Consider the following 26712-nt stretch of genomic DNA (forward strand, 5'->3'; position numbering starts at 1 on the left):
TGCTCTTCCGAAAACTGCTTCCGCTTCATTCCGTCCGTCCCTTCGAGGGGCCGGTCTCTAGTTCCAGATGGATGAAGAAACGGGGGTCACGTCACATCCGCTTAGGCTGGTTTGCTGGCGCACCGACGAGCCCTGCGCGCGAAGGCTGACGAATTCACCACCTCGCCACGATAGCCTTCCGCGGCCAGGCGGCGTAATGGCTAATGCGATCGCGTGTCGCAGCCCGAGCGCAAGGCAGCATGGCACGGGAGCCAGCACCCAGCAGCACCTTGCCCTGGCTCAGCGCATCGAGAAGATCGTCGCCAACTCCGCGTGACTGGGTGTAACCTGGCGCCGATGTCCGGGGATACGAAGCGGAGGATTACAGGGGCGTCGTCCCGGCCGGGTGGCCCGGCCCAGTTACAGCGGCGAGATTACCCAAATGCACGGACTGTCAGCGGTTTAGGTTGAATTGCTTACTTCAGCCCGCGGCTTGTACCGGTGGCCGGTGCCTCGAAGCCGTTGATCATCAGAGTCGCCACGCTGAGGCCGCGTCCGTCCGTCACGTCAATCTGCAAGTGGCCGTCTGCCCAGAAGGAGCCATCGACGATCGCCAGTGCTCGGCTCGCTTCCTCAACCGCCTGAGCCTTTGCGGCTGAAATATCCGGTAGGTCGACAACCTTGTTGCCGACCTCACCTTGGTCATCACGAATGGTGAAGCGGAAGCGTGGCATCGTGCCTCAATGCAGCACAGCTTTGATCGGTACCGCGGCCAGCTTGTATTGTGACGAATGACGGGCACAACCGGTGTTCACTCGAGCGCCAAGCGGCCGGCCACCCTCATCGCGTGCTTCTCGCCTCGCTGTGCCATGCGCTCCCAGCCTTCGGCCGAGTCGATATGGCGCTGACGAACGAAAGGCAGTGTAGCTGTCGAAGCTGCTTGGCGCTCGACCACAGCACGCTCGCGGCAAAACTCAGACGATTCGAGCATCCAATCCCCTCTTCCTATCTGCCTTTACCATGCCGACGCCGCGCGCTGGTACGCCTCGCAGCACTAGCGAGACCAACAACGAGCAAGACCGCGACCAAGGCGGCAATCATCCAGAACGATGTCAGCACGAGAATGAAACGACGAGATGTGACGTATCGGTCCGGGTAATCGTGCTGACCTGCGTCAGGCGGTCAGCCCACGCTGCTTCGGACGCGTCGGCTGCCTTCAGGGGCCCTAATGCACGTTGGCGAGGAAGTCGCGAACATGTGCCAGTCAAAGGACAGGCGTTAACCGAGGTGCACACGTGTTAGGCGGACCGGCAGACCGTCGCATAGAGATACTCGCCGAAGGCTTGCGGACGGCAGCGCGTCTCGCTCGCACGAAGGCGCTCCCTGACCTTGTGGCAGGTGAGCAGGCGGACCACGACCGAGCACTTATCGCCCTGACGCTCGGCACCTTCGCGGACGAGCTGGATGCGACGGCGTTTCGGTTCGAGGAGCTTGCGGACGGGACGTTGGCCGTAATCCGGTGAGCAGAACCCGCTGCGGTAACTAGAGGCGTTTCGGCGGGTGATTGCGGCGGAGGTCCACTCCGCGTCGGCGTCCTATTCGGGCACTCGCGGACGCGAAATCACCGCCGCCCGATCTTTTGGTCAGCCCACCGCAGGAAGGTCTCCATGTTCGGCGCGTCCGTATGCCCGCCCTCGTGCTGACGCCAGGCGAGTTCGCCATCAATCAGCGCGGTGGTCGGCGGCGGGATGACCGCCGCCCGAAAGTCGTTGCCGCGACCGAGATCCCGCTTGCCAAGCAAGGTCCAGGCACGCCCGGCAGCGATCGTCGCCATGTAGCTGCCTTGCTGGTCGAGCCACTCTGCGTCGCCTTGCGCTGGGATGCCGTAGCTTACGAATGCCAACCGCGGCGCGACGAGCGCCAGCAGTTCATGTGCTTCGACCGGTATGTCCGCCGCCGTCTTCCGGCCTAGCCGTCCTTTCTCCGCCCCGTACTTGAGGAAGTTGCCAGCCATCCAGTGATAGCTGCCAGCACCGGTGAGATTCTCGACCTGTTCGCCGAAGGTTCGGCGATGTGGCTTCACCCCACCCTCGCCCGAGGAGCCGATCAGGACCGTCGCGAACCGCTCATCGAATGCTGCGGCGACTAGTGCCGCTTTGCCCCAACGTGACACGCCCTCGACGCCGACGTGCGCCGCATCGACCTCCCGCCGTTTAGTTAGGTAATCCAGAAGTCGGCTGGCGCCCCAGCCCCAAGCCCGCAACGCGCCCCATTGCTCCGGCGTACGAGCGCGCCCCTGATTAGCGAGGCCGATGACGCCTTCGCGCAGGCCTGCGCCATCGTCAGCCTGGATACTAGCGGTATCGAGCAGCGCCACGCCCCAACCGTCGGCTATGAGCGTTGTCACCCGATCATCGCGGGGCGGAGTCGGAGGGAAACTGCCAGGCTCCACGAACGCCAGCCCAGGATGCTTGGCAAAGATCGCTGCGAGCGATGGATCTCGCTGAAGTAGCAGCGCCTTCATCGCTTCGTCCAGGCGAGCGGCGTCGCGCGCGTCGGGCTGCGAAGGCGCGGGGTAACGAGCCGGCGCGAACATGATGAGCAAGGGTACGGGTCCCTTTGCGTTGGCTGGCACGACGAGCGTGGCCCTGATATCGACCGCGATCTGCGGCGCTCCTCGATTGTCGAGATGCCCGATCAGCTGTTGCGCGAGTACTGGCCGGCCTCCGATGAACTCACGATCGGCGCTGTCGACGCGCCAGGTGACCGTTGGCGCAAGGGCGGGTATGCGACCGTAGATCTCACGCTCGAACAGTTCCACCAACTCAGGCCGGCGCTCCCGCTTCCACATGGCCGCGCTGGTCACCGGACGCCCGTCCGCCATCGTCATGAGATCGGGCCAGACCGAATAAGGGTTCGCCTTTGCAGGATCGTAGTTGGCCGCGTTCGGCGCCTCCGGGTCGCCGCTGGGCCCTGGTCGCAATTCCACGATGCCCAATTGTCGCATCATGCCCCGATGGTCCTGTTCGGCGGCGGTGGGTGCGTCACCTGCCGCCGACAGAAACATAGCCGCAAGCAGCAGCCCGCTCGTGCGCCAACCACTTAGCCGCATCCGCTACTCTCCTCGGGTGCTCGTTCCAGCCCAGTGGCACGGTACCGCCCACTTGTGGCGCGGCAAGCCCGCTTGGCGCTCTACAATGCTTTGCCGTCCGACGCCTCGGCATCTGCTCCGCGAGGTTATGTATCCTAGCCGACGGAAGCATAGCTGCACACCCTCGCCGAAAGCAGGTTTCGAGATTGTCGGACGACGTGGTAAGGCAGGCGAACGGCCGAGAATAGCGCACGTGCAGCTGACTTTCGGAGCAGGCCGCGTCGTACTGGATGGGCGAAGGGACGTTGGTGACGGATCGGTCGAAGGTTGTTCCTGAGCGACTTTACATGCAAGTCGCACGCCGTCTGCAACAGTCGATCCGGTTGGGTCACTATCAGGTGAACAGCCGGCTGCCGTCCGAGCGCGAGCTCGCGGATCTCCTCGGCGTAAGCCGACCGACGGTCCGTGAAGCAATCATCGTTCTCGAGCTGCGCGGCGTGGTGGAGATGCGTCACAGCACCGGCGTCTACGTCATCGCAACGGGGCCCGAGGCGACGACACCCGACCTGACGGACAATGTTGGGCCCTTCGAGGTGACGGAGGCACGACGCCTATTCGAAGGTGAGACTGCGGCCTTGGCCGCCGGCACGATCAACGAGGCCGAGCTGATCGAACTGGAAGGCTTGTTGTCGCAGATGGCAGACAACGGATTAGATCCGACGATCCGCGAACGAGCAGATCGCGATTTCCATCTGACCTTAGCTCGATCGACCCACAACGAGGCCATCGTCAGTGTCGTACAATCGCTCTGGGACAAAAGGTACAGCTCGCCGTTGTGCGTCTATCTTTTCTCGCTCGCGAGGCAGATCGGAATCCAGCCGCCGGTGGAAGACCATCGGCGCATACTCGCCGCGCTACGGGCACACGATCCGGATGGGGCTCGTGAGGCGATGCAGGTCCACCTGACACGCGTCACGGAAAGTCTCTACCGCGCGACGGAGCACGATGCCCGGGAGCGTGCGAGACTGAAGATGGATGAACGTCGGCACCTTTTCGCGCGTCGCGCGGGAGTGGCTGAGCCGGCAGAATGATCATGCCAGCATCAACGGGTCCGGTCGCGGAGCGCGCGCGCCTTGAACACTCGAGAGAGATGCCCGTGGCGAGCGGACCGGGGGAGCGCACACGCTTAGGTGCGGACGGTCATTGACGATCGATGCGGAAGGCTCTCGCGATCAAGCCCGTCCATCTAGGTACAACAAACGCTCGCGCGTCGACTTCAAGACCTCGCCGCACATACGCCGGCCTCTCGCCGTCGACGCCGACGTGGTAGCCGCCTCAGCGGTAGCGGTAGAGCCGAAGACGATAAACCTTCCCGTCGCCAGAATCCTTTGAAAATAATCGCAGAGATTGGCCTTGACCCGTCTCGTCGCCGTTCAGCCGACGACCGGTGACGGACTGGCCGTCCCGGAAGATCTGCTCGTCGATGCTTTCGATGCCGACGATTGGTAGGCCAGGGCGATCCGTGGTGAAACTGAGCTGCGCGTCGCCGCTGCCCACGACCAGGAACTCGTCTGGGGCGGTCTGCAGGAACATCGCCGCGACGCGGCTGGTCTGATCGACGTCGCCCTTCGCCCCGCCGGCACGCGTCATGTTGACGACGTAGTCGCCGATGCGGCCGCGTCCGGCGCGCTGCGCTCCGCCCTCCATCAGCACGGTCGTGAGCCCACCTTCCACCTGTTTCTGCAGGATCATGGGCGCGAGAGGGGCAAGCTGGCCGTAGAGCGCCGTCATCGCGGGATCGCCCTCGCCCGCCGCACTGAGCCCGATACTCGCGTCTCCCTGCAACACGACGCCCTCGCCATCGATCCCGAAGGGCGAGAAGCCGACCGCGCCCAGCGTACCGAAGCTGTAGAGCGCGTTCGCCGCCCCGACCGGGCCACCGCGGGCTTCCGGCACGAACAAGGGGTTATCGGGTCGCGTGTATTGCGACGCCCAGCTGGCGTAATCCTCGAAGTAGATGTCGGGCGCCAGAAAGTCGAGCGATGGCGCGCCCGCCTTATAGACATCGATGGCGAAGGGGAGTGGGCCGCCAGAATTGTACTGGCCCGGCTCGTAATTGGGCCGGATCAGCGCCGCGTTGGTGAACATCGGCAGCCGGTACTCCGCCTTCCCCGCCGCAGTGACCCCTTCGATGAAGGTCGCGTAAGCCCATGACATGAACAACGAGTCGGTCATCGACTGATCGCCGAAAACCTCGCGCCACGTTCCCGCAGTGCGGGCTCCAGCAGTCTCCCAGGCGGTCCGCAACGTCGGATGCAACGTGGACCGGTTCGCCGCAAGGTAGCGAAGGAGCGGCTCGGGCACGGCCGCGGCCAGCGCCGCACCGGCGGCCGCCGAATGGTCGCGCGACTCCGGAATGACGCCGACCTCATTCTCGACCTGGACCATCAGGACGGTGTGCTGCGCCCCGTCAACGGCACGAAGGTGCCGCATCAGTTTCCCGAACGCGCGCGCATCCGCGTCCCTCGTGGTCCTCGAGAATGGCGAGAGCCTCTCGGTTCCACGTCCATCGCTGGTCTGCGCGCGCGCGAACCGTGTCTGATCGCGCTTCACCCATGCGGGCACATAGCTCGAGTATGTGTTCTTCCACGCACCAAACCAGAGGAGAACCAGCCGAAGGTTCTGCGCGCGCGCGCCCCTCAGCAAGCCATCGACATTGCTGAAGTCAAAGCGACCCTCCTGCGGCTCGATCGTCTCCCACGCGACGGGTGCGAGCACCGTATTGAGATTCATCGTCTTCAGCCTGGGCCAGATCGGCGCCATATACGCGAGGTCGCTACTGCTCGAATTGTGGAGCTCGCCACCCAGCACGAGGAACGGTTTGCCGTCGACGATCAGCTGCGTTGCCTTGCCGCGCCGCTCAAGGTGCGGTGCGTCCGTGGACTGCGCCTGTGCGACTGTGCCTACGAGCAAGGCGATGCCAGCCAGGATTATTCGGGTAACGGAGAACAGGCTGGACATCGCAGCTCCCTAGGTGGATCTCGCAAATCAACAAAGGGGCCGGCCCCCCGGGGGAGACCGGCCTAGCAACGGCAAATCTCGGAGAAGGGGTCGAGACGCGCCGGAACTGCTTAGAAACTAGCGCGCAGGCCGAAGAGGACCTGCCGCCCAGGATAGTAGACGTTGTACGCGGCATTGTCGTAGCCGAAGGTCGTGCGGATCGGGGCATTGGTGAGGTTGAGCATGTCGAGCGTGAGCCGCACCGCCTTGTTCATGAACGGCAGCTGATAGCCGGCCGACAGGTCGAGTTGGCCGCGCGCGTCCGCCAGCAGCCCGAGCGGGAGGTTGTTCTGCGGCGCGTTGGCCGCGATCACCCCGCCCTGCCAGACGTAATTGAGGCTCAGCGAGAGGCCATAGTTCTCGTAATAGCCCTGGAGATTGTACTGCCAGCGCGGGACGCCTGCGGCGACGAGCCCGCTATCGGACTTCTGCGTGATGTGCGTGCCGTTGGCCTGGAAGCCGAGCCCCTTGAAGACGAAGTCGAGCGGCTGGTTCCACGTGCCCTCGATTCCCTTGATCACGAGGTTGTTGAGGTTGACGGGCAGGTTGACTGTTATCGGCACTGCGGACACCGCCACGCCCGAGGCGGCCGCCCGGTCAAGCAGCGCCTGCCGCTGCGTGGCCTGAAGCGCGTCCACCGGGATGTTGAGCTCGGAGAAGGGCGTCGCCTGCTGGATGGTGGCGGTGAAGCCGTTGATGCTCTTTCGGAAGAGCGCCACGCCGATGTAGCCGGCGCCGCCGGTGTAGAACTCGCCACCGACGTCGATGTTGTCGGACGTGTAGGGCTGAAGCGCTGGATTGCCCGCGGTGGCGATCTGCGCACTAGGATCAGAGAAGGTGACGCCCGGCAGGATCGAGCCCGCGTCGGGCCGCGTCAGCGACTTGGACACGGCGAAGCGAAGCTTCAGATTGTCCAACACGTCGTAGCTGAGGTTCGCCGATGGCAGCACCTCCTCGTAGTTGGAGTCAGCGACGATATCGACGATGGCGGTGCCGATCTGACTGGGGCCGACGACGCGCTGCTTGGTGTAGGTGTAGCGGAAGCCCGCGTTGGCGCGCAGCTCGCGGCCGAATAGCTCGGACGTGCCGTTGATCTCGGCGTAGCCTCCGTAGACCTTCTCGTCGATGTCTCCCGTCGACCCGCCCGTCACGGCACCCCGCGTCTCCGGCGCGGTGTCGCGGAACTGCGCGTAGTTCGTCACCTCCTTCAGGCGATCGAGGTCTGGGACGATGAAGCTCGTCACGCCGAACGAGCCGCGCGACAGATGGCCGAAGTTGCTCGCGGCAGTGCGCATCAGATACTGCGGAATGGCGCTGGTGGGGACGCTGCCGGTGTTGCCGGTGCACGGACTGCCGCACACCGATAGCTGGAACGGGTTGGTGTTGTCATAGGCACGGACGCTGCGCTTGGCTTGGTCGTAGGCCGCGCCGAACTTCACGTTGAGCGTGTCGTCACCGACATAGACGTCGAGGTGTGCGCCGCGCGTTTCGGTCTCGCGACGCACATTCTGGACGTTGACGCGGTACCATTGCCAGCCGAGGTTCGGGTCACCCAGGTCGACGTTGGCAGCGATGATCGGCTGCGGGTTACCGTTGGTGTTGTCGTAGGTGACCTCGACGCCCGAGTTCGGCGCCGTCTGGAACGCGAAGGTCGGCTGCTCGCGAAAGAAGGTGCTCTTGCCGAAGTTGGCCGACAGGTCGACCCTGACCGTCTCGCTCGGCTTCCACGACGCGCTCGGCGTCACGTTCCAGAACTTGGTGTCCTGGTTGAAGATGCTGTTCTCGGAGAAGAAGGAGGAGTTGGCGAACACGCCCGAGGTGACGACGTTGTTCGGATCGACCTCGATGTCGAAGGGCACCATGCCGCCGGTCGACTGGGGTGACGTGCCCGGCCCCGAGTTGCGCACCTGCCAGTTCATATTCGAGCGCAGGTAATCACGCTTCGACCGTGCCCAGATCCCGTCGAGCGCGAAGTGCAGGGCGTCAGAGGGGCGCCACTCGACCGCGCCGACGACCGATATACGCTCGCGGGTGCCCTCGGTCAGCACCGGACGGCCGAGCCGCGGGATGATCGCCTTGGAGAGCTGCGACAGCGACAGCCCCGAAGTCGCCGCGAGGTCCACCGGCGTGCCGGCGACCAGCCCATGGCCGACGTTGGCGGGCGTGATCGAAGCGAAGCTGAAGCCGTTGCTCTCCGGCGGCGAGACGTTACACCCGGCGCCGCAGGCGAGGTTGGCGTCGGTGAAGCCGACCGTGTCATAGCCGTCGACGCGGGTCTTCTGGCGGACGCCGGCCACCCCGAGCAGGACGCCGAACGTGTCGCCGAAGGTGTGGCTGGCAACCAGCGCGCCGCGCGGCCCGACCTTGTCGTTGCTGTCGGTATAGGCACCCTGCGCGACCACGGTGATGTGCGTGCCCGGCTTGTCGAACGGCCGCGCGTTACGGAGGTTGACCGTGCCTGCGATGCCTCCCTCCAGCGTCGAGGCGGTCGGCGTCTTGGCGACGTCGAGCCGGGTGAACAGCTCGGACGGGAAGAAGTCGAGGTCTACCTCGCGGTTGCCGCCGCCCGATCCGTTGGTCCCGCCGTCCGATGCCACCGCGAACTGCGTGCCGTTGAGCAACACCTTGGAGAAGCTGGGGCCAAGGCCGCGGATCGAGACCTGCGTGCCCTCACCGCTGATATCGCGGTTGAGGCGAACGCCCGGGATCCGATTGAGTGTCTCGGCGAGGTTGGTGGCTGGCAGCTTGCCGATGTCCTCGGCGAAGATCGAGTCACCGAACGCGACCGAGTTACGTTTGGCGTTGGTTGCACTCTGAAGCGAGGCGCGGATGCCGGTGACGACGATGTCCGCGCCGGGCTGCCCGGTCTCAGTGACCTGCTCGACGCTCTGCACAGCGGCTGGTGACACCTGCGCGTCCGGGTTGGCGGCGGTATCGACCTGCGTGGCTGGGGAAGGCTGTTGACCACCCGGCCCCGGAGGAACGGCGCTCTGCGCCTGCGCTTCCGCGGCGATTAGAGCCATTCCGGCGGCGGCTGCGAGCAGCGATAGGCGGTTGTTGTGACGACGACGTACGAACACGAAGCCTCTCCTCCAGATTTGATCACGCCTGCTTCGTGCCGGCAGGCTGCGTCGCGCCGTTAGCGCTATCATCCTGTTGGTATGTCGAGTGCGTGCGATCGTCAAGCCGGTAAGATGGTTTTGGCCTGACAATCCCCTTTGCACCTTTTATCCCACGTCGTTCGAAACGTGGATCGCTACGTCTATTAAGTGATCGCTGGGAGTTGCTCGGATGGGTCAGCGAGGGATCCTCGATGCCGGTGATGCGCTGCAACGCCTCGGCGACGTTGCGGCCGGGCAGCTTGCCGATGTCCTCGGCGACGATATGGTCGGCGTTGCGCTTGATCCCTGCGCGCTGCTGAGGCTGGCGCGGACGCCGGTGACGACGAAGTCGCCGCCGCCAACAGCGCTGTTGCCACTGCCGGGATCGGCGGTGCCCTGGTCGTCGCTCGGCACGGTGACGCCGCTGGCGGTGCCTTGTTGCTGAGCCGTAGGCGTCGCGCCCTCCTGCGTCTGCGCAAGGGCGGGGGGCGCTCGCCAGCAACAGCGCCGCTGCCGAGACCGTCAACGCCAGCCGCGCGCACGTGCCGCGCGGTCACAACAAATCAAGCGTTAGGACAGGGCTGTTCTACTGTCCAAATGGGCCCCAGATCGGCCAATCAGGACCTTCCGACGCCCTTCCAATTTACCACGATGCCGATGCCCGACCAGATGGCGTAGGCGATGCCCATAGGACTGAGGCACAGCGCGACGGACAGACAGTAGAAGGCCGCGACATAGCGCAGGACCACGGCGACGGAGAAGAGCGGCCGCGTGAATTCGGCCGCGGCCTTCAGCGTCGAGGTGACGACGATCTCGAACCCGTCCGGCACGGACTTGAGCGGAGGCGCGCCGCCGAGCGTGACGAGGACGATGTGCTCGACTCCGAGTTCGCTTCCACGAGGCGGTGCTACGCGTTACCGAAAATCCCTTCTTTGTACAGTTTCGCGACCTTGTTGCGGCCGCACCGCGCGTCTCCATCAAGTTGACCGACAGGATCGCAGGACACACCGCGCGTGTCGACGAGCATGCCACTGTGTACCAAGCCATCCGGAAGGCGACGGCGTCGCAGCCGCCAATAACATGCGAGCCGTGACCGACGACGTCCTGCTGACAATCGATCAGGTAGACTCGTGATCTGGTAACTGGAGACACGCTATGGGGCGGTCGATCCGCTGTTCTTGCACCCTCGAACCCTCATCCTGTAGCAAGGAAGGCAACAAGCGCGGTGGCTAACCGCGCCCGGCGTTGGTTGTTGCGGCCATCTGAAGGTGCGATCGGAATAGCTCGTGTTCGAGGTGGCCGTGTCCGTTACCAAGCCCCTACTCCAGACAGCCACGACCTCTCTGCCCGTCCGCGTTTCCAGACATCCTTTCATCTTCACCTCTCGCACTGCTTATCTGTTCACTCGCGGAGGTCGTCGCCGGGAGGTTCGCTCACCCGCCATGACTGCTCGATATGGCAAACAGGCCACCCACGCCGAGGGCATAGAGGGTGAGCACCGCGACGGAGTCCACGCCCATCCGCCAGATCTGCCGCTTGGGTCGGAATATCAGGCCAGCAGCGTAGACGCAGGTCAGAAGCACGCCGAGACCCGCCAGATATATGTCGCTCGCCTGCGCATCGGGCAGCACCGCCTTGCCGGAGATGACGACGGCGAGGAGGAAGAGAACCGGGAGGAAGGCGTTCCCGCCGAAGATGTCGCTGACGGCGAGCTGATAATCCTTCATCCGTACTGAGGTGATCCCTGTCGAGAGCTCTGGTAGCGACGTGGCCGCCGCAAGCACCGTCGCGCCGAACAGGACGCCACTGAGACCGATCTGCTGGGCGATAGCATCACCGCTCCGCTCCAGGAGCACACCGGCGGCCAAGGTCGCCAGTGCCGCCGCGCCGAACACCAGTGCGACACGCACCGTGCTTTCGCCGCGGCGCTCGGACGTATCATCCTTCTTGGCCTGCGAGTGACCCTTCGGTTCCTCCTGCCCATCAGGCGCCGTGCCGCTCGCATCGTGCCACGGCAGCCCCTTGCTGGCTCGGCTGGAGAGCCACACGCCGATTATCCATAAGACGGCGATCAACACGGTCCCAGGCGTCAGGCGGACGGCAATCAAGGTGCCGGGCAACTGCGTCGCCATGATCGACACGATCAAGACCGCCACTACTAGCACCGCTTCCACGACCAACGTGAGGCTGGCGGCGCGATAGGTCAGCGGCACCTTCTCCCTCATGGCGATGTCCATCGCCACCAGCACGACCGTCTGGATCGCGATGCCGCCGAGGATGTTGCCGACCGCCACCCCCAGATCGCCCGCGAGCGCGGCGCTGACGGTGATTGCGACCTCGGGCAGGTTGGTGGCCACCGCGAGCACGATGATGCCGCCAAGCGCCTTGCCGAGATGGAGACGCGAGGAGAGGATGTCCGTCGTGTCGGCGAGCTTGACGCCTGCGATCCAGATGACGCCCGCGCAGGCGGCGAAGATCGCGAGCAGGATCGGCAGAGAGAAACCGTTGAACATGCGCGTCCCTCAGATCGCCAGTGAGCCGGTGAACCTGAGCGGTTCATCTCGTCACGCGTTCCATGGCGTTTCACCGCTGAAAGAGGACTGATGGCAGAGATAGGGCTGACCGAGCTCGGCACGATGCTGATCGTGGCTTCGCTGGTGGCGAGGCTATCGCGGTGCATCAGCCTCCCCTACACCGCGGGCCTCGTCCTCGCCGGCATCCGCCTCGCCTATGTGCCGGTCGGCGCCGATCTCCCGCTATCGCGCGAGCTGATAGGCAACGTCCTTCTGCCGCCGTTGCTTTTGAAGCGGCGACGCAGCTGCGGTGGTCATGGTTCCGAACGGAGATGCCGCTCACGGCGGGGTGGCCTTCTCGATCTTCGCTCAGGGATTGACGATGCCGCTACCGCTTCGCCGCTGGGGCCTGACTGTAGCGGCCGACGCAGGACGTTGAGAAGGCTATTCCTGGAACCGGCGCAGCTCGCTACCGCTTGGACACCCGAAGGGGAACGGCATTGACGCGGTGGCAATGGCTCATCCGCCTGCTGACACGCAGGATATGGTTCAGAGCGGCGTTGGTCAGCGCCTTCGGCGGCGCACTTGCCCTCGCAGGTGCATTGGTCGGACACACCATCTCCTACCAATTCGCCGCGACGGTCGGCGCGAAATCGGTCGACGGCATCCTGACGATCCTGGCGTCGAGCATGCTGGCCGTGACCACCTTCTCGCTGACCGCGATGGTGTCGGCCTACTCGGGTGCGACCAGCACGATCACGCCCCGGGCGGTTCAGCTGCTGATCGACGACAGCACGGCACAGAACACGCTCGCCACCTTCCTCGGTAGCTTCCTGTTCGCCATCGTCGGCATCATCGCGCTGTCGACCGGCCTGTATGGCGAGACTGGACGCGTCATCCTTTTGGCCGGCACGATCGCCGTCATCCTCTTCATCGTCGTCACCCTGTTGCGCTGGATCGAACACATCGCGCGGTTCGGGCGCGTGTCCGACACGATCGATCGGGTCGAGCGGGCGGCCATGGCGGCGATCGACACGATCGCCGTCCCGCTGGCACTCGGCACCGAGCAGGCGCAGCCGGACGCCCGCGGCATGACGCCGGTCATGCCGAAGACGATGGCGCGGGTGACCCACGTCGACGTCGCGGTGCTCGGGAAGCTGGCACAGGCGATCGGTGCTGATATCGAGGTCGTCGCGCTGCCCGGCAAGCTGGTCGAACCCGACCGACCGATCGCCCTGATTGCGGGCGGTTGCGATGACGACGCGGTCGCCAAGGTTAGACAGGCCTTCACCCTGGCCCACCACCGCACGTTCGATCACGATCCCCGCTTCGGCTTGGTGGTGCTATCCGAGATCGCCTCTCGCGCCCTCTCGCCGGCCGTCAACGATCCCGGAACGGCGATCGCCGTAATTGAGGCGAGCACCCGCGTGATGTTGCGCCTGATTGATCACCGGACGACAGACGCTACGCCACTGCCCGCCAGGGTCCGCGTCCCGCCGATCCAACTGGCCGAGCTGCTCGACGACTGGTGTCGCCCAATCGCGCGCGACGGCGCCGCGATCGTTGAAGTGGGCATCAGGCTTCAGAAAGCTCTGGTGGCGTTAGCCCGACATGCTGAGGCGGTGCAGTCGCTCGCGAAACAAGAAGCTCGCGATGCGGCAGAGCGCGCGACAGCGGCATTGACGTGTGAGCGGGACCGAGCTGTTATGGAGCAGACGTACCGCGGCCACTTTGCCGCCACGGATCAGTAGGCACTATCGAGCAGGCGAGCCTGACCCAGTATCGGTCGCTCAGGAGCCCCGGCCGGCGCCCGTTGTCCATCCCCCACTTCAAGGCCTCCGGGCAATCTGCGGCGCGGTTCGGTTGGCCCTGCCCGGACCGCGCGCGCTGAACGGCCCGACAGAGATGGTGCGATATGAAGACGCCGCGGGACGGATCGCGGCAGAGATGATCGCCCCGGCACCGCCGCGCGTCCCTCGGCTCGTTCCAGGCCAGCGTATCTCGGCCGAGCACGTCGCCTGATTGGTGGCGCAGCGTGATGCGGGTGCCTTTATCATGGCCCCGGTCGATCCGACCGAGGCTACGCTAAGGGTCGCCAGCTAAGGTGAAGCTTCTCGTCGATCGACCGGGTACCTAGCATCCGAGCTTCGCTGGCATCGCACGCGACGCCGGCAACGCTTGTGGCAGATTCTGGTCCTGATGAGGGGCAGGCGCGCGAATCGGCTGCAGCCGAGCGCTTGTGCAGACTGACTTCAGTAAGCCGTTCGTCACCTGCATCGTGCCGCGGTGGCGACGCGCAGCCTCATCACCGCCTCGCCACACGCCCCACCCTCGGCCCGAACGACGGCGGCCTGGTACGCGTCGCCCAGGAGCGATCCGGCTGACGCGCCATGGTGAAGGAGAGCGTGGCGCCGCGGGTCACCGCATCGGCGGGCAGCCAGGCGCGGTCGCTGGCATGGCCGTCGACGCGCAGCCCGGTGACGTACGGCGCGTCGGGCGCAGCACCGGGCGCGTCGATCACCAGCCGAACGCCGCCGGGGCGCTCGACCGTCGCGCGCGGGAACAGCGGGCTGCCGATCACCAGCTCGGCGCGGCCGGGATAAAGCGGGTACAGGCCCAGCGCCGACCAGACGTACCAGGACGACATCTGCCCCAGGTCGTCGTTGCCGGAAATGCCGGCGGGCGTGTTCGTCCAAATCTGACGCATCGCCGCGCGCACCGTCTCCTGCGTCTTCCACGGCTCACCGGTGAACAGGTAGGTCCAGGGCGAGGCGATCGACGGCTCGTTGTCGAGCTCGGCGTGGAGCGGCCCCGCCTTCGTCACCGCCCAGCCGCCGTCGGGCGCGCGGAAGAAGGCGTCGAGCCGGCGCGACGCCGCGGCACGGCCGCCGAGCACGTCGATCAGCCCCGCCGGATCGAACGGCACCATCCAGAGATATTGCGCCCCGCTGCCCTCCACCATCTCCTCGTCGGACGACGGATCGAAGCGCGGCCAGCCGCCGTCGGCGCGCCGCGGCTGGAGATAGCCGCCCACGGTCGTGGCCGCGGGATTGTACAGGTTTCGCCACCAGCCCGAGCGCGCGCGGAACAGCTTCTCGCCGGCGCGGTCCCCGGCGTGGTGGGCCAGCTCGGCGAGCCCGAAGTCGGCCGCGGCGAGCTCGAACGTGTCGGACACCGTGCCCCAGCCCGGCGCGCCGACGGGCATGTAGTGCAGCTTCAGCCACTGATCGAGCCCGGGCCGCTGCCCGACGCACAGCACGGGGCAGCCCCTGCGGTCGAGGTCCTTGGCGCTGGGTACCGTCGCGGCGCGACGCAGCGAGGCATAGGCGCGCTTGAGATCGAAGGAGCGTCCCCCGAACGCGAAGATGGCGGCCAGCGACGGCGGCGACGGGTCGCCGTTCATCACGCCGGTGGCGCCGGTGAGGTGCGTCCAGCGGTCCCACGTCCCGCCGTTCTGCTCGGCCTGGTTGAGCAGCGACTGGGCAATGTCCGACCCGCGCTGCGGGTCGAGCAGCGTAACGAGATGTAGCTGCGAGCGATACACGTCCCAGCCCGAGTAGTTTGCATATTGCGCCTGCTGCCGCGGCGCGAGCGCGTGTACCGCGGCGTCGAAGCCACGATAGCGGCCGTCGACGTCGCTGTAGAGGTTGGGCGTCATCAGCGCGTGGTACAGCGCGGTGTAGAAGACGGTGCGCTCATCGCGCGCGCCACCCTCGACGCGGATACGGCCTAGCGCCTGCTTCCACGCGGCGCGACCGGCGGCCTGTACCGAGTCAAGGCTGGTGCCCGCCGGGCTCTCGCGTTCGAGGTTGCGGCGAGCACCCGCCTCGTCGACGTACGACACACCGACGCGCATCGTCACCGCGCGCGCGGCGTCGGACCCGAAGCTGATCCAGCCGCCCGCCCCGCGCCCCGCTGGCGGGTGACCGCGGTCGCCGTAGCTGGTGCCCCCGCCCCCGCTCGCCGCGCCCGCGCTGACGCGGTCGTCCCGCCACGTCCCGCCGACGGTGAAGGGCTGGTCGAACTGCGCGACGAAGTGGAGCGTGTAGTAGCTCTCGCGTCGATCTTCCGCGAGATAGCCGCAGAAATTGCCCGAGGTGACGGTGCCGCTGACGGTCTGGGTCGCGGGATCGATTCGGATCGTGGAATCACTGCTGCCGACCTCGCTGTCGGAGGTGCGGAACAGCAGACTGGCGGGCTTGTCCGCCGGGAAGGCGAAGCGGCCGATCGCGGTGCGCTCGGTCGCGCCGAGATCGACCGCGACGCCGTTGTCGAGGGTGACATGGTAGGCCCCGGGCGAGGCGCGTTCGGCGGCGTGGTCGAGCAAGCTGGCGTAGCTCAACCCCGCCTCGACGGAGGCGGGCGAGCGCTCGACCGGGATCGTCACCGGCATGATCGGGACGTCGCCGCTCGCGCCGGCGCAGCCCGTGCCCGAGACATGGGTCAGGCTGAACCCGCGCACGCCATTGCCGCGCCACTCGTAGCCGCCGGGCGCCGCGATCGGCAGCCGCTTGCCCGGCAGCGGCGTGAGCTCGGGGCTGAATGCGACCATGCCGAACGGCCGTGTCGCGCCAGGGAAGACGTTGCCGCCGTTGGTTGTGCCGATGAAAGGATTGACGTCGGCGACGGGCGTCGATGGCGTGCCCTGCTGCGCGACGGCGAGGCCGGTGAGGCTCAGGCAGGTGGCAGCTGCCAGACCATAGCGGAACATCACCGTCTCCGAATAATATGGAAAGACGGTTATCTTAAGTATGGGACAGGCTTGGTCAACCGAGCTCGATTGCCCTGAGACGGTGTTGCTATTCGACGTAGCTCGCTCGCGAACGGACCCGCTGCCACGCCCTCGCGCTAGCCTCAACGCCGTCACCTAAGCTTGGCCGCTCAGCGCTTGCGCTCAAGTCCCGGAAGCGATCGCTCGCTGATCCCGCTGAGGCTTCGTTTCGCGCACCCAGCATGGCAACGCGACAGGACGCGAACGGGCGAGCCTTAGCCGCTTCGTGACGCCGCGCCGGACCAACGCCGGTCACCGGCGCTGCAGGCCAGCACGACCCAGCGTCCGGTTCGACGCACGACGCGCACCTGCCAGCGGCGACCCGTCGCGCGAAGAAAGGCACGCTGCAGATGCGGGGCATGCTGCGCGAAGTCGGGATAGTCGACGCGGTGGTGTGCCAAGACCAGCAAGCCGCCTGGCCGGAGCGCGGTGGCGACGTCCCGTGCGGTGCGCGCCATGTCGCGTGCGGACAGATAGTAGATGACTTCCGCCACGACGGCGATGTCGTAGCGCAGGCGTGGCAGTGCCGCGGGAACGATCAGCTTCAGCGCACGCGCTCGCCGCTGCCCGCTCAGCGCCCTCGCCACCAGGGTCGTGCCGCTCGCGGTGCCCTCGGTCGCGTCCAGACGCAGAGCGCGTGCAGCGATCGCCGCGCTGTTGGAGCCGTTTCCCGCCGCCAGCTCGAGTACGCGGCCCCAGGGGCCTGCCCCCATGGCGTGCAGGATGGCACGACGCTTCAGCGCCTCGTCCCGATTCGTGAACGTGGACCAGGGATCATCGTCATCGACGAACTTGCGATCGAACCCGGTCAGCGTGATCGGTCTCATCGCCGCACTTCCACGAACACTTCCTGCTGGAGCGTGAAGGCCGCGATCTGGCGGCGGGTCATCGCGAAGCCCGCAGGATCGTCCATGATGCGACCGGCCTGGGTGCGATAGCTGCGCACCGCTTGTCGTTTCGCGAGCCGCTCTTGCGTCGTCAGGAAGAGGCAGCGAGCGCCGGCTGGCTGCTGGCCCGCCGGCCACACGGGATAAGCAAGTCGGCGGAGATGGGGGCGGTGCAGCGCCGCCACGCACGCCGCGACCGTGCGATGGTCGGGATGATCGTCACTCGCCGCCGGCGCTGCGATCAACGCCGAGCCGACATGGCCCAGCGCACGCGAGAGGCCACGGCGGGCCGCGGCGGTGCGCGTGTGGAGGCGACCGTCGGGAAGATCGAGGAACGTCACGGCCCCCGCAGCCACGCCGATGCGGCGCATGGCACGACGGCTCTCCCGCTGCCGCTCCGCCACCAGCCGCCGACGCGGCCACCTGAGGCTATTCGGGTGCGATGCAGCCCCGTCGGTCACCACGACCACCCGCACCGACACACCGTGTCGGCGCAGTCGGGACATCAGCGCATGGGCGCCGATCGCCTCATCGTCGGGATGGGGAGCGATGACCAGCAAACGCCGGGGCCCGCCGATCCGGAGCCTCACAGGCATGGCGTCAGCGTCCCCGCCGCCACTGCGGCGCCAACGATCATCCGCTGTGCGTCCGGCGCGGGCTGGCGCAGGTACATCGCCAAATCGGTGATCGCTGCCGCCAGCGGGTGATCGGCGAACAGCGATTGTACCCCCACCGCCTGTTGGGCGAGTTCGATCGCCGGGCCGCCAGCGGCGTAGACGGCCGCACGCGCAGCCGCGACCAGCGGAAGGCGCTTCGCCTCTTCGGCGAACCAGCCGGCCGCGGCGGTCCGGATCGCGCCCGTCGCCGTCTCGGCCAGACCGTATAGGGCGGCGAGGCGTCCCGCTTGGTGCGGATCGCCCGCTCGGTCTGCGGCGGCGAGATGCGCGGCGCTATGGTCGAGCAGCGCCGCGATGCCGCCTGCCTGAACCGCCGCGAAGCGCAACGCGCCGCCGCTGAACCACGGCTCGCGTATGTAGTCGCCCGGTGCGCCGATCAGGTCGTCCGACGCGACCTTCGCGGCGTCCCATCGAACCGAATGCGTTTCCGACCGCTGCATGCCTGCCACTCGCCAGAAAGATCGATCGATCGCCGGCGGGGTGCGCTCGAGATCGAGGAGGAGCAACTGCCGCCCACCCTCGACATCAACACTGACTAAGGCATGGGACAGCAGGCCGGCACCGCTGGCGAAGCTCTTGCCTCCGGTCAGCCGCCCACCATCAAGTCGCAGAGGCTCGCCCGTCAAATCCGCGTTCCAGACGCCGAACGCAGCGCCGCCAGCGACCGCCGCGGCCGCGCGGGCACGCTGTGCCGCATCGCCGTAGCGGTGGATGATCTGCGACGCGTCGACATGCCCCTCCAGCAGTCGCCCGAGCGGCAGGTCGGCTCGACCGACCGCGTAGAGAAGGCGGAGCAAGCGCAGCAGCGTATCGGCATCGGCGGGATCCGCGAGGCCGGCCAACAGCGTCGATCGCGCAGCCAGAGCGCGGCGCAGGTCGCTCATGCCGCGCGCCGCCCGGCGGGGATCGCTGCCAGCTCGACCTCGGCGATCCCCAACGACACCCGCCGCATCCCTCCCGGCGGTGTCGGCACGACCCGCATGGCGAACGACTCTGCGTTGGGACAGTCGCGGGCGACGCCGACGAGATGGTCGATGGTCAGTTCGACGGCCACTGCCAGGCTAGCGAAGTCGGCCTTAGCAAAGGCCAGACGTGCGACCCCGTGACCGCGGTACTGCCAAGCGGCGTCGCGAGGATCGGCTACGTCGATCGCCTCTCCATCGCGATCGAGCGTGCGAAGCGTGCCGGCTAATCCATGCGCGACGCGGCCGAGGCGGCGGTCTGAGGTGTGCACGACACACGTCGCATCGCGCCGCACGCGCAGGCCCGCACGCGCCGCGTCGTCAACCAATCGTCCATCCTCTCCGTTCGCCAGCGGCTGGAAGCCGCCGAGGCTGCGGTAGCTGGCGACACGCAGCCCAAGGTTCGCGCCGCTTGCGTAATGATGCGCTGGCTTGCCCTCCCAATCAACCGGATCGAGTGAGCGTCGCAGCGCGTGAAGCGCGTCGTAATAGGCCTCCAGGCGGTCCAGCAACGGGTTCGACTGAGTGACGGTCCGCACCACCTTTCCAGCCACTACATCAGCCTGGCGCAAGCCCGCTACCATCGCCTGCAACCAGTCGCGTGATGGGATACTGTCCGCGTCCGTCGTGAGCAGTACGCCGTCACCGTCCAGGCTGCGATCGCCCAGCATCATGGCACGGTGCCGTGCGCGGCCCGCGTTTGCGTCGGATGCTGCCACCTCCTCGACGATCACCGGCATCGAGGCGTTGGCGGCATGGTCGCGTACTAAAGCGAGACTTGCGTCATCGCAGCTATCGAGCAGCAGGCAGAGCCTAGGAGCAATGCCCGTTCGCTCCAGCCGCTCCACAGCGGCAAAAAGCTGCGGAAGCACCGCAGCTTCGTTGCGGACGGGCACGCAGATGGCGAGCGGAAGCGCCTTTGCACGCGAAGCCGACGTAGGATTGATCTCGCTCACTTACCTGAATTAGCGGGATCGCGGACGCGTTACGTTGATCTTGATCAGGTTGGAAAGCCCCCTTGCCGCGGCGGGCAGCAGAAGGAGGTCTGCGCACGACCCGTTTGCAAGCGGACCAAGTCTGAATGAATGGGGTGGATGGCCCCCGCTCACGGGATCGAGGTGCCAAAGTGCGAAGGCTGTCAGGCATTCGCGAGCATATGGAAGCCACTCATTATGGAGATTAGCACGATCGATCTTGATCTGGCCAAAGAACGATTTGGCGATACGTGCTCGGCGACAATCAGCTTCGCGAGCGACCAGCCCGCCCACTTAGGTGACATAAGAAGTGTTGGTCACCTTGGAAGATCTAAGGATTTTGCCTTTTGGCCGTTTGCCTACCTATTTGGCGGCGAATTCGCCAGCAACCGCACCATGATGCTGCTTTGCGAAAGCTCGCGCAGCGTGAGCGCTCTCAAAGGTCTCCGGCTGAAGCGCCGACATGACGATCGGATAATGCTGGGAGTTGTATCGAACCTGCCGCAGCGTAAGCCGAAATGCACCTTCGTCATCTTTGGCGATCAGAAATGGCTTGGGAATGCTTCTCGACATGACTCGTGCCTCCAGGTGGTCGGGTGGATACAGAAATTGCAGACTGAAGCGTCTCACACGCACTCAGGTAGCCGGGCTGTCGCCCGGCCACGAGCTTTCTAGGCACCCTGCAGGTTCACCGCTGAGGCCTTACCCCGTCGATCAGTCTCAAGTTCGTAACTGACCCGCTGATCCTTGTTGAGCGTCGGCATGCCTGCACGCTCGACAGCCGAGATATGAACAAAGGCATCGTCGCCGCCACTCTCTGGCGCGATAAATCCATAGCCCTTGTCGTTGTTAAAGAATTTGACCGTTCCGATGATCATAGCGATGTCCTGCCCAATCGTTGACGGGCCTGCGCCAAGAGCGGCACATCCCGGCCTCAGTAATGCTAGAAAGGGACAAGGAGGCGACAACGTCAGCTCGCATATCCGTCACACGCGACGTCAGCCATTTTGATATAAGCTTTTCATCATAGAATGGAAGCGGGAATTGGCTCTTCACCCTACGTATTTATATACGCCCAGACCTCACGGCAGAGACCTAGATCTAGCCGCTAGTATTTCTGACGGCGTCGCAGGCGTTTACATCGTGCAAACCCTTGTGGAAAGCACGCCAAATCGCCATATAACGCTGATCGGTGGTACGTATTCGGTAAGCACCACCGGCTGAGAGTCGCAGCGCTCCCGCTTACGTGTGGAGAATAGCGATGGATCTCATCGAACTGCACCGACGCCAGCAGATCTCAGTCGGCATGGCCGCAGCTGCCGTCACCCCGGAGGCACGATCGTCGCATAGCCGACTTGCCTCGGGCTATGCCGCTCGCATCAAGAATTATGATGCGAGCGCTGAAGAGCGTTTTTCGGCCATACGGGCGAACGAGCACGTGGCAAGTTTGCGTGCTGATCATGCCGGTAAGCTTATCGCCAATGAAAATGCGGCCGGGGCGTCGCCTACAGCGTGAGGCCGTTTTATCCGTTGCGGCGGACACGTAGGTCCCTCGGGATAACAATCCGCCGCACACGATAGCAGCAGGAGGTAAGGGCCGGTGCTGGGTCAATTGACAGTCATGGCCTACGGCGGCCCGGCCGCCGGCACACTGGTGTCGCTGGATGAAGGAGCCGTTCGCCATGTCGTCTACGACGAGCGCATCACGGCCCCCTTCGTCGCTCCTCACCACCAGGCGCCTGCCATGTCACAATTTCCGTACGTGCTCGTACATACATCCGATGGCATCAGCGCGCTCGTTCCAGAACGCGACAACGATTTGCTGCTGGCGTTCCAGCAGAATGCCGCCAGTCTTGGCGCGAGAGAGAGCGACGTACTCTCGGTCGAGGTACATAGTCGAGGCCTTGATTTCTCAGGCGCTGCCTACTGAAATAGATCGACCGCTTCTCGCCGGTGCAGACATAGAGTCTATTGTGGTCGCCGCTCTCGAATACAATAAATAGAAGTCCGAAAAAAAACGACGGCTCTGCCACGCTTGTGGCACGAGCGCTCACAAACTTTTTTGCCCTTGCGTTCTTCGTCTTGCGGTTGCCACCTCTACCTACCTCGCCCATGACGCCTTGAGTAGTCGACGGGAACCTACCAGACGAAGTGCAGGTGGATTTCCTGCCGGAGTGACCATGCCGAGCGCTCGTGCGTTGCTCGTTCAGCCGATTCCTGTTCCTCTTTACACACTGAGCAACGTCAATCCCGCTTTCGTTCATGCACTGGCCTTCACGGAAACGCTCGCCTCCATGCTGACGAAATCGTCGGCATCACCTAGAAAGCCGCCGACCACGGGCAGCACCGCTTCGCTGGTCACGCCGAACGCGGTCGCGACCAGCCCGGCGCTGCCCATCCGACGCTGGGTAGGATCGAAGGCGATCCAGCCCGCCCCTGGAAGGAAGACTTCGCACCATGCATGGGTCGCGCCGACGTCGCCGGCCGAGCTTCCGGGATCGAACAGGTAGCCCGACGCTGCCCGTGCCGCGAAGCCCAGCCGCCGCGCCGCCCACAGGAACAGCGCCGCCAGGTCGCGACACGAACCGCTGCGCAACGCAAGGGTGAGCGACGGCGGCTGGGTGCCTTCCTCGTCGCGGGTACGATACGCGATAGCGATGCCGACAGCCTCGTTGAGCGCGTTCAGCAGCATCAGCGTGTCGTCGGGCGCGGTCGCGCGAAAGCCGGCGAGCCATGCTGCCGCCGCAGGATTGCCTCCTGCCCCCGGATCGAGCAGCCCGGCGCCGAACAGCGCCAGATCGCCCGATGCGTATGCGAATGGATGACGAAACGCGGACGGGTCGAGCCGGAAGATCGGATAGGGGTCAGCGGCATGGAGCACCTCGTGCTCAGCGAGGATCGTCAGCGCCGGTGCGGCATCGGCGATCGGCGCCAGCGCGACCGTATTGCCGGCAGCGTCCTCGCTCCAGACCAGTTCAGACCCGGGGTCGATCGTCACGGTCGAAGAGATCGTAGTGACGTCGCGGCCCGACCTCGGGGTGATCAGCAGGCGATGATCGAGGAAGTGGACCGATCGGGCATAGCGGTAGATGGTGACATGCCGGATCCGCAGCCTCACCGCCTGATCAGCCCGGCGGCGAGCAGCGCGTCGTTGATGGTCGCCGCCGGGTCGAAGCGCGCGGGCGACGCGGGCGCGGTGACGGGCGTCTTCATCGGTCGGGTCGGCGCAGTCGCTGGAACGATGCCCCACGCGGCCGCGATGCGGTAGGTGGACGAGATGCCAGCGTCGAGCATGTGCGGCCCGGGCGTGCCACACGCCTCGTCACCGCGGGTCGCTAGCGGCGTGCCATGTCCCATGCCGACGACCACATACTCCTCGACGACCATGCGGCCGGCGGCGTCGTGCCAGGCCCGGTAGACGCATCCCCCCACCTGCTTGGTCGCGTCAGGTTCGCCGACACCGTGGAGCTCAAGCCACTGCTCGACAATCATCGCGGCGTTGACCACGTCGACCGTCGTGTCGCTGCTGCCGTGCCAGACCGACACGGCCGGCCATGGTCCGCGATGCGACGACGCCGCCCGTACCCGGTTGGCGAGATTTGCGCGATCATGGCCGCGGCCACGCATCCGCTCCAGCGCCTCGGGCACGCCGCATGCGATGCCGAACGGCAGCCCGGCGATGATCGCTCCGCCGGCGAAAAGCTCGGGATGGCAGGCCAGCATCGCCGAGGTCATCGCCCCGCCTGCCGACAGGCCCGTGACGAACACTCGCGCGGGGTCGAGCCGGTGGCGCTCGACCGCGGCAACGACCATCTCGCGGATCGACTCGACCTCGCCGCTACCGCGCCGCGTGTCCGCGGGCGAAAACCAGTTGAAGCAGAGGTTAGGATTGTTCGCCCGCTGCTGCTCCGGAAACAACACCGCGAAGCCAGATTGATCGGCGAGCTCGGACCAGCCCGAGCCGTGATCGTAGCTTGCGGCAGTCTGCGTGCAGCCGTGAAGCACGACGACCAGCGGCGAGCCGGCTGGGAGTCCGGGTGGCACGTGCAGCAGCGCGCGCAAAGCGCCGGGATTGCTGCCGCTACTCTCCACCGGCGCTAGATCCCTACGCGATCCGCCGGCACGAACCATCGGCAGCAACGGCTTCTTCAAGCGGGCGATCGTGTCGGAAATCGAGCGCATACCATGCTCCTAGCCGGCAGTTAGGAGCGACAGACCTGCGATGCGACTGCCGCACACGCGATCATTGTGCGTTGCAGCATAGATGGGGTGTCCGCGATAGTCCTGCAAGAGGAATGACAGATGGTGCCGGCGCAGCGCGTCCGTACGAGCGGCTTCATCGCCGCCAGCTGAGGGCCGCGGCGACCATAACGAAGCGGCGCTCTCGCTCTGTCAGATGCGGCGCTCACCTAGCCCCACGTCCCGTGCTTTCCCGTATAGGATCAAGTGCCAGTGCTTAGCGCTCATCAGGCGCCGTGATGATTCGCTCGTCCGTTCAGCTCGGAGCGCGCAAAGCTATTCGTCGCCGGTCCTGCTGCTGCCGCGAGGCGCTGCGATCGCTTGGTAGATGCATCCACCTCCTCGGGCTTTTGAACGAGCAGCGACCAGATAGCACGCGCCCCCGGCAGCTTGCTCGGCTCTCAGCGCGGCGTACCTACGGCTGCGGCTTTCTCGCCCCGCTTTGAGCGACGGGGTTCACGCTATCCAGCTTAGCCAATAGGTCGTCGAACACGGCGTCGTTCGGGACCGGAAACAGCCGCTTGAAGCCTTTTCCTAGGACAGCCACGTCCTCCTCGGTCAGTAACCCAACCGCTACAATCCGCTCAGACGTCACACCGATCTCCCGTCGGTGTACCAACCGTCGGTTGCGGGTTCAGTGCCTTAGCCGACTTGTCGATTTAAGCCGCTGGTGTCCCGAAAAAAGTAGTGGTGCAGATCGGGAGAGAACCGCTCCAGTCGGCGACGCAGGCGCCAGATGGCTTCGTCTGACGGATGCTCGGGGTCGCACAACTCCATGCTCCAATAGGCGAAATCGCGCTCCGCCACCTCGCGATCGCTAATGACCACGAGGCTATGATGCCGCGGGTCTTCCATAACCCTGGCGAAGGTTGCAGCAACGCTCGTCGCAGGGCCTTCCAGCACCTGGAGGAACGAGTGACCATCAAAGAACATCACGCCAGTAATGCCATCCATGCCGTTGTTCCGCTTCGCGGAGGCGATGATTTGGTCGATGTCCACGTCCTGGCCGTCTACAGCCTGGCTATGATAGAAAATTTGGCGAAGAGGGTCGTCCTGCACGAGGTGCTCATAGCCTCTGCATTCGTGCGCGGCAAGCGGCGGCCACCTACGGCGCCAGCGCAGTCTAGCCAGAACCATGCTAGTGCTGCGACGCCGCGGCAGAATGTCACGATCAACGGCCACCGCGAGAGCAGTTCGCACGATCTAGCGGTCGCACCGTCCGCGTTTCTGAGCTGCAACGCGGGCGCCGCATCGCCGCATCGCAGCGCTTGATCCACCTGCCCGGTGTCGAAGAAAGGACGCTTTCTGCTGATGCCGAGGCGAGCTCAGCTCGACACGATGCGGCGCGCGACGGAAGCGCGGACACGGCGGGACATCCGCTAATGATCTGATGCCGCGACTAATCAGGATCAACATGAGATGTCCGAGCCACTCTTCCTGCGATCTAACGCCGGGATAGAGACGCACAATTTGGGTGCCCCAAGGGTGGCCGCCAACCGCCATGAATCGCGAAGTCGCTGATCTCGTCTGACCGCGACGTCTTTGCGCGGCTACTTAATTTTTTTAGCTACATCAGCGATATCGCGGTTAGACAAGCCGGCATCTTCATCGCGAAGAAAGCGAACCAGCTCGTCCACTTCAGCCGGACCGTAGCTGAGATCGAGCGCATCCATCTTGATCGACGCGGACGTGCGCTCGTCCTGCGGCATGCCCTCAACGATCGCTACGCATTCGCTCAGCGAACCCTGGAAGAGCGGCTTTGAGATGGCGTTGCCGTCGTTATCGCCGACGTAAGCAGTGGCAGGCTCGCTCAAAGGGTAGGTCGTCATGGCAAATCTCCGTATGTTCTTAAGAAACGTTCGCGCTGAGACGTCGGGCTCAGACCGGGAGGGTCGTAATGGTGGGTCGTCCAAGAAAAATTATGGCCCAAGCAAACCGGGCCCGACAGAGGATGTCGGCCGTTCCGTTCTCTCCATCAGGAGGATACCCGCATGACACAGCAAAACGATCACGACCACGTCGAGGATGGCGGCACCAACGATCCCGGTGAGAACGGCGAAGACAGTGATATCCTTGGCAAGGAGCAGGAGGACCTTACCGCCGACGACCTCGAGGGCGACAGCCGCACGGAGGATGGCACTTCTGACCTGCCCGACGCGGAGACCAAGTACCTCGGTGACTTCGCCTAGGCCGATCCTTCGCTCGCCAGAGGCGGCAGCTAGGATGCCGACGGCAGGGCTGCGCCGCCGAAATGGTTCAGACGCGTCGGCGCAGCCTGCCCGCCGGTTCCAAGCCGACAGTTGCGACCTACAAACCAAGGATTCAGTGTCGGCTGAGAGGAAGAGCGTTTACGCTTGTGAGTAACGTCGATGGATCCGATCCTGCGCATTAAACCTGATAAGGACATGATCAGTGGATATTGCATGCTGTTGCTTAACCTACTGGAGGCCCGATCCTT

24 protein-coding genes and 1 pseudogene are annotated in these 26712 nt (G+C 65.2%); 8 read left to right on the forward strand and 17 right to left on the reverse strand.

Translation table 11 applies throughout. The features are described 5' to 3' along the window. Window positions 1-455: 455 nt before the first annotated feature. The gene (locus FHY03_RS17025) at window positions 456-713 is read right to left on the reverse strand and encodes a DUF6894 family protein (protein ID WP_183931790.1); all 258 of its coding nucleotides are present in this window, start codon (window positions 711-713) and stop codon (window positions 456-458) included. Window positions 714-1600: 887 nt separating this feature from the next. Then, window positions 1601-3046, reverse strand: a complete 1446-nt coding sequence (locus FHY03_RS17030) for an acetylxylan esterase (protein WP_183931791.1) — start codon at window positions 3044-3046, stop codon at window positions 1601-1603. 371 nt (window positions 3047-3417) lie between these two features. Between FHY03_RS17030 and FHY03_RS17035 the strand changes: the two genes are divergently transcribed. Next, on the forward strand, window positions 3418-4161 hold the full coding sequence (locus FHY03_RS17035; RefSeq protein ID WP_221190303.1) for a FadR/GntR family transcriptional regulator: 744 nt from the start codon (window positions 3418-3420) through the stop codon (window positions 4159-4161). A 244-nt stretch (window positions 4162-4405) separates the two neighbouring features. Here FHY03_RS17035 and FHY03_RS17040 read toward each other — a convergent pair whose 3' ends face one another. Continuing rightward, window positions 4406-6091, reverse strand: a complete 1686-nt coding sequence (locus tag FHY03_RS17040; protein ID WP_183931792.1) for a DUF5597 domain-containing protein — start codon at window positions 6089-6091, stop codon at window positions 4406-4408. A 110-nt stretch (window positions 6092-6201) separates the two neighbouring features. Beyond that, window positions 6202-9153, reverse strand: coding sequence for a TonB-dependent receptor (locus tag FHY03_RS17045; protein WP_183931880.1), 2952 nt, complete (start codon window positions 9151-9153; stop codon window positions 6202-6204). Window positions 9154-9421: 268 nt separating this feature from the next. Here FHY03_RS17045 and FHY03_RS17050 point away from each other — a divergent pair, with 268 nt between their 5' ends. Then, window positions 9422-9676 carry a hypothetical protein gene (locus FHY03_RS17050; RefSeq protein WP_183931793.1) on the forward strand — a complete coding sequence of 85 codons (255 nt, stop codon included), beginning with the start codon at window positions 9422-9424 and terminating at the stop codon, window positions 9674-9676. Between the two features lie 172 nt (window positions 9677-9848). Here FHY03_RS17050 and FHY03_RS17055 read toward each other — a convergent pair whose 3' ends face one another. Further along, on the reverse strand, window positions 9849-10061 hold the full coding sequence (locus FHY03_RS17055; RefSeq protein WP_311722101.1) for an SMR family transporter: 213 nt from the start codon (window positions 10059-10061) through the stop codon (window positions 9849-9851). Between the two features lie 53 nt (window positions 10062-10114). Here FHY03_RS17055 and FHY03_RS21430 point away from each other — a divergent pair. Next, window positions 10115-10324, forward strand: a pseudogene (locus tag FHY03_RS21430) (hypothetical protein); the annotation flags it as partial. A 340-nt stretch (window positions 10325-10664) separates the two neighbouring features. On the opposite strand, the gene FHY03_RS17060 reads toward FHY03_RS21430, so the two are convergent. Beyond that, window positions 10665-11744 (reverse strand): sodium:calcium antiporter, encoded by a 1080-nt coding sequence (locus FHY03_RS17060; RefSeq protein WP_183931794.1) that lies wholly within the window; start codon window positions 11742-11744, stop codon window positions 10665-10667. A gap of 500 nt (window positions 11745-12244) precedes the next feature. Between FHY03_RS17060 and FHY03_RS17065 the strand changes: the two genes are divergently transcribed. Then, window positions 12245-13495 carry a DUF2254 domain-containing protein gene (locus tag FHY03_RS17065; protein ID WP_260159367.1) on the forward strand — a complete coding sequence of 417 codons (1251 nt, stop codon included), beginning with the start codon at window positions 12245-12247 and terminating at the stop codon, window positions 13493-13495. Continuing rightward, window positions 13431-13766, forward strand: a complete 336-nt coding sequence (locus FHY03_RS21365; RefSeq protein WP_311722105.1) for a hypothetical protein — start codon at window positions 13431-13433, stop codon at window positions 13764-13766. Before FHY03_RS17065 ends, FHY03_RS21365 begins: the two co-directional genes overlap by 65 nt. 283 nt (window positions 13767-14049) lie before the next feature. On the opposite strand, the gene FHY03_RS17075 is transcribed toward FHY03_RS21365, so the two are convergent. The 7 genes from FHY03_RS17075 to FHY03_RS17105 all read right to left on the reverse strand — a co-directional run bounded on the left by FHY03_RS17075 (window position 14050) and on the right by FHY03_RS17105 (window position 20893). Then, window positions 14050-16455, reverse strand: a complete 2406-nt coding sequence (locus FHY03_RS17075; protein ID WP_183931795.1) for a GH92 family glycosyl hydrolase — start codon at window positions 16453-16455, stop codon at window positions 14050-14052. 275 nt (window positions 16456-16730) lie between these two features. Beyond that, the gene (locus FHY03_RS17080) at window positions 16731-17342 is read right to left on the reverse strand and encodes a class I SAM-dependent methyltransferase (protein ID WP_183923660.1); all 612 of its coding nucleotides are present in this window, start codon (window positions 17340-17342) and stop codon (window positions 16731-16733) included. Continuing rightward, window positions 17339-17962 (reverse strand): PIG-L deacetylase family protein, encoded by a 624-nt coding sequence (locus FHY03_RS17085; RefSeq protein WP_260159369.1) that lies wholly within the window; start codon window positions 17960-17962, stop codon window positions 17339-17341. The genes FHY03_RS17080 and FHY03_RS17085 overlap by 4 nt, the downstream gene beginning before the upstream one ends. A gap of 26 nt (window positions 17963-17988) precedes the next feature. Continuing rightward, the gene (locus tag FHY03_RS17090; protein WP_183931797.1) at window positions 17989-18963 is read right to left on the reverse strand and encodes an acyl-CoA dehydrogenase; all 975 of its coding nucleotides are present in this window, start codon (window positions 18961-18963) and stop codon (window positions 17989-17991) included. Continuing rightward, entirely contained in the window at window positions 18960-19997 is a 1038-nt protein-coding gene (locus tag FHY03_RS17095) for a glycosyltransferase (RefSeq protein ID WP_183931798.1), read from the reverse strand. The genes FHY03_RS17090 and FHY03_RS17095 overlap by 4 nt, the downstream gene beginning before the upstream one ends. Before the next feature lie 381 nt (window positions 19998-20378). Beyond that, window positions 20379-20588 carry a hypothetical protein gene (locus FHY03_RS17100; RefSeq protein WP_183931799.1) on the reverse strand — a complete coding sequence of 70 codons (210 nt, stop codon included), beginning with the start codon at window positions 20586-20588 and terminating at the stop codon, window positions 20379-20381. A gap of 98 nt (window positions 20589-20686) precedes the next feature. Continuing rightward, window positions 20687-20893, reverse strand: a complete 207-nt coding sequence (locus tag FHY03_RS17105) for a cold-shock protein (protein ID WP_183924701.1) — start codon at window positions 20891-20893, stop codon at window positions 20687-20689. A gap of 383 nt (window positions 20894-21276) precedes the next feature. On the opposite strand from FHY03_RS17105, the gene FHY03_RS17110 reads away from it, so the two are divergent. Further along, window positions 21277-21531 carry a hypothetical protein gene (locus FHY03_RS17110; RefSeq protein ID WP_183931800.1) on the forward strand — a complete coding sequence of 85 codons (255 nt, stop codon included), beginning with the start codon at window positions 21277-21279 and terminating at the stop codon, window positions 21529-21531. An 84-nt stretch (window positions 21532-21615) separates the two neighbouring features. Continuing rightward, entirely contained in the window at window positions 21616-21945 is a 330-nt protein-coding gene (locus FHY03_RS17115; RefSeq protein ID WP_183931801.1) for a hypothetical protein, read from the forward strand. Between the two features lie 330 nt (window positions 21946-22275). Here FHY03_RS17115 and FHY03_RS17120 read toward each other — a convergent pair whose 3' ends face one another. From FHY03_RS17120 to FHY03_RS17130, 4 genes are all read right to left on the reverse strand, one after another. Further along, window positions 22276-23133 (reverse strand): transglutaminase family protein, encoded by an 858-nt coding sequence (locus tag FHY03_RS17120; RefSeq protein ID WP_311722237.1) that lies wholly within the window; start codon window positions 23131-23133, stop codon window positions 22276-22278. Continuing rightward, window positions 23130-24107, reverse strand: a complete 978-nt coding sequence (locus FHY03_RS21155) for a PHB depolymerase family esterase (RefSeq protein ID WP_311722111.1) — start codon at window positions 24105-24107, stop codon at window positions 23130-23132. The genes FHY03_RS17120 and FHY03_RS21155 overlap by 4 nt, the downstream gene beginning before the upstream one ends. Window positions 24108-24896: 789 nt before the next feature. Continuing rightward, complete coding sequence (locus FHY03_RS17125) at window positions 24897-25313, reverse strand: BLUF domain-containing protein (RefSeq protein ID WP_183931803.1); 417 nt, start codon at window positions 25311-25313, stop codon at window positions 24897-24899. 491 nt (window positions 25314-25804) lie between these two features. Continuing rightward, window positions 25805-26083: a hypothetical protein gene (locus FHY03_RS17130; RefSeq protein ID WP_183924689.1), complete on the reverse strand. Its 279-nt coding sequence runs from the start codon at window positions 26081-26083 to the stop codon at window positions 25805-25807. Between the two features lie 162 nt (window positions 26084-26245). Here FHY03_RS17130 and FHY03_RS17135 point away from each other — a divergent pair, with 162 nt between their 5' ends. Further along, window positions 26246-26443 carry a hypothetical protein gene (locus FHY03_RS17135; protein WP_183931804.1) on the forward strand — a complete coding sequence of 66 codons (198 nt, stop codon included), beginning with the start codon at window positions 26246-26248 and terminating at the stop codon, window positions 26441-26443. The last annotated feature ends 269 nt before the right edge of the window (window positions 26444-26712 follow it).

This window comes from Sphingomonas sp. BK345 (assembly GCF_014193845.1).
Classification (GTDB): Bacteria; Pseudomonadota; Alphaproteobacteria; order Sphingomonadales; family Sphingomonadaceae; genus Sphingomonas.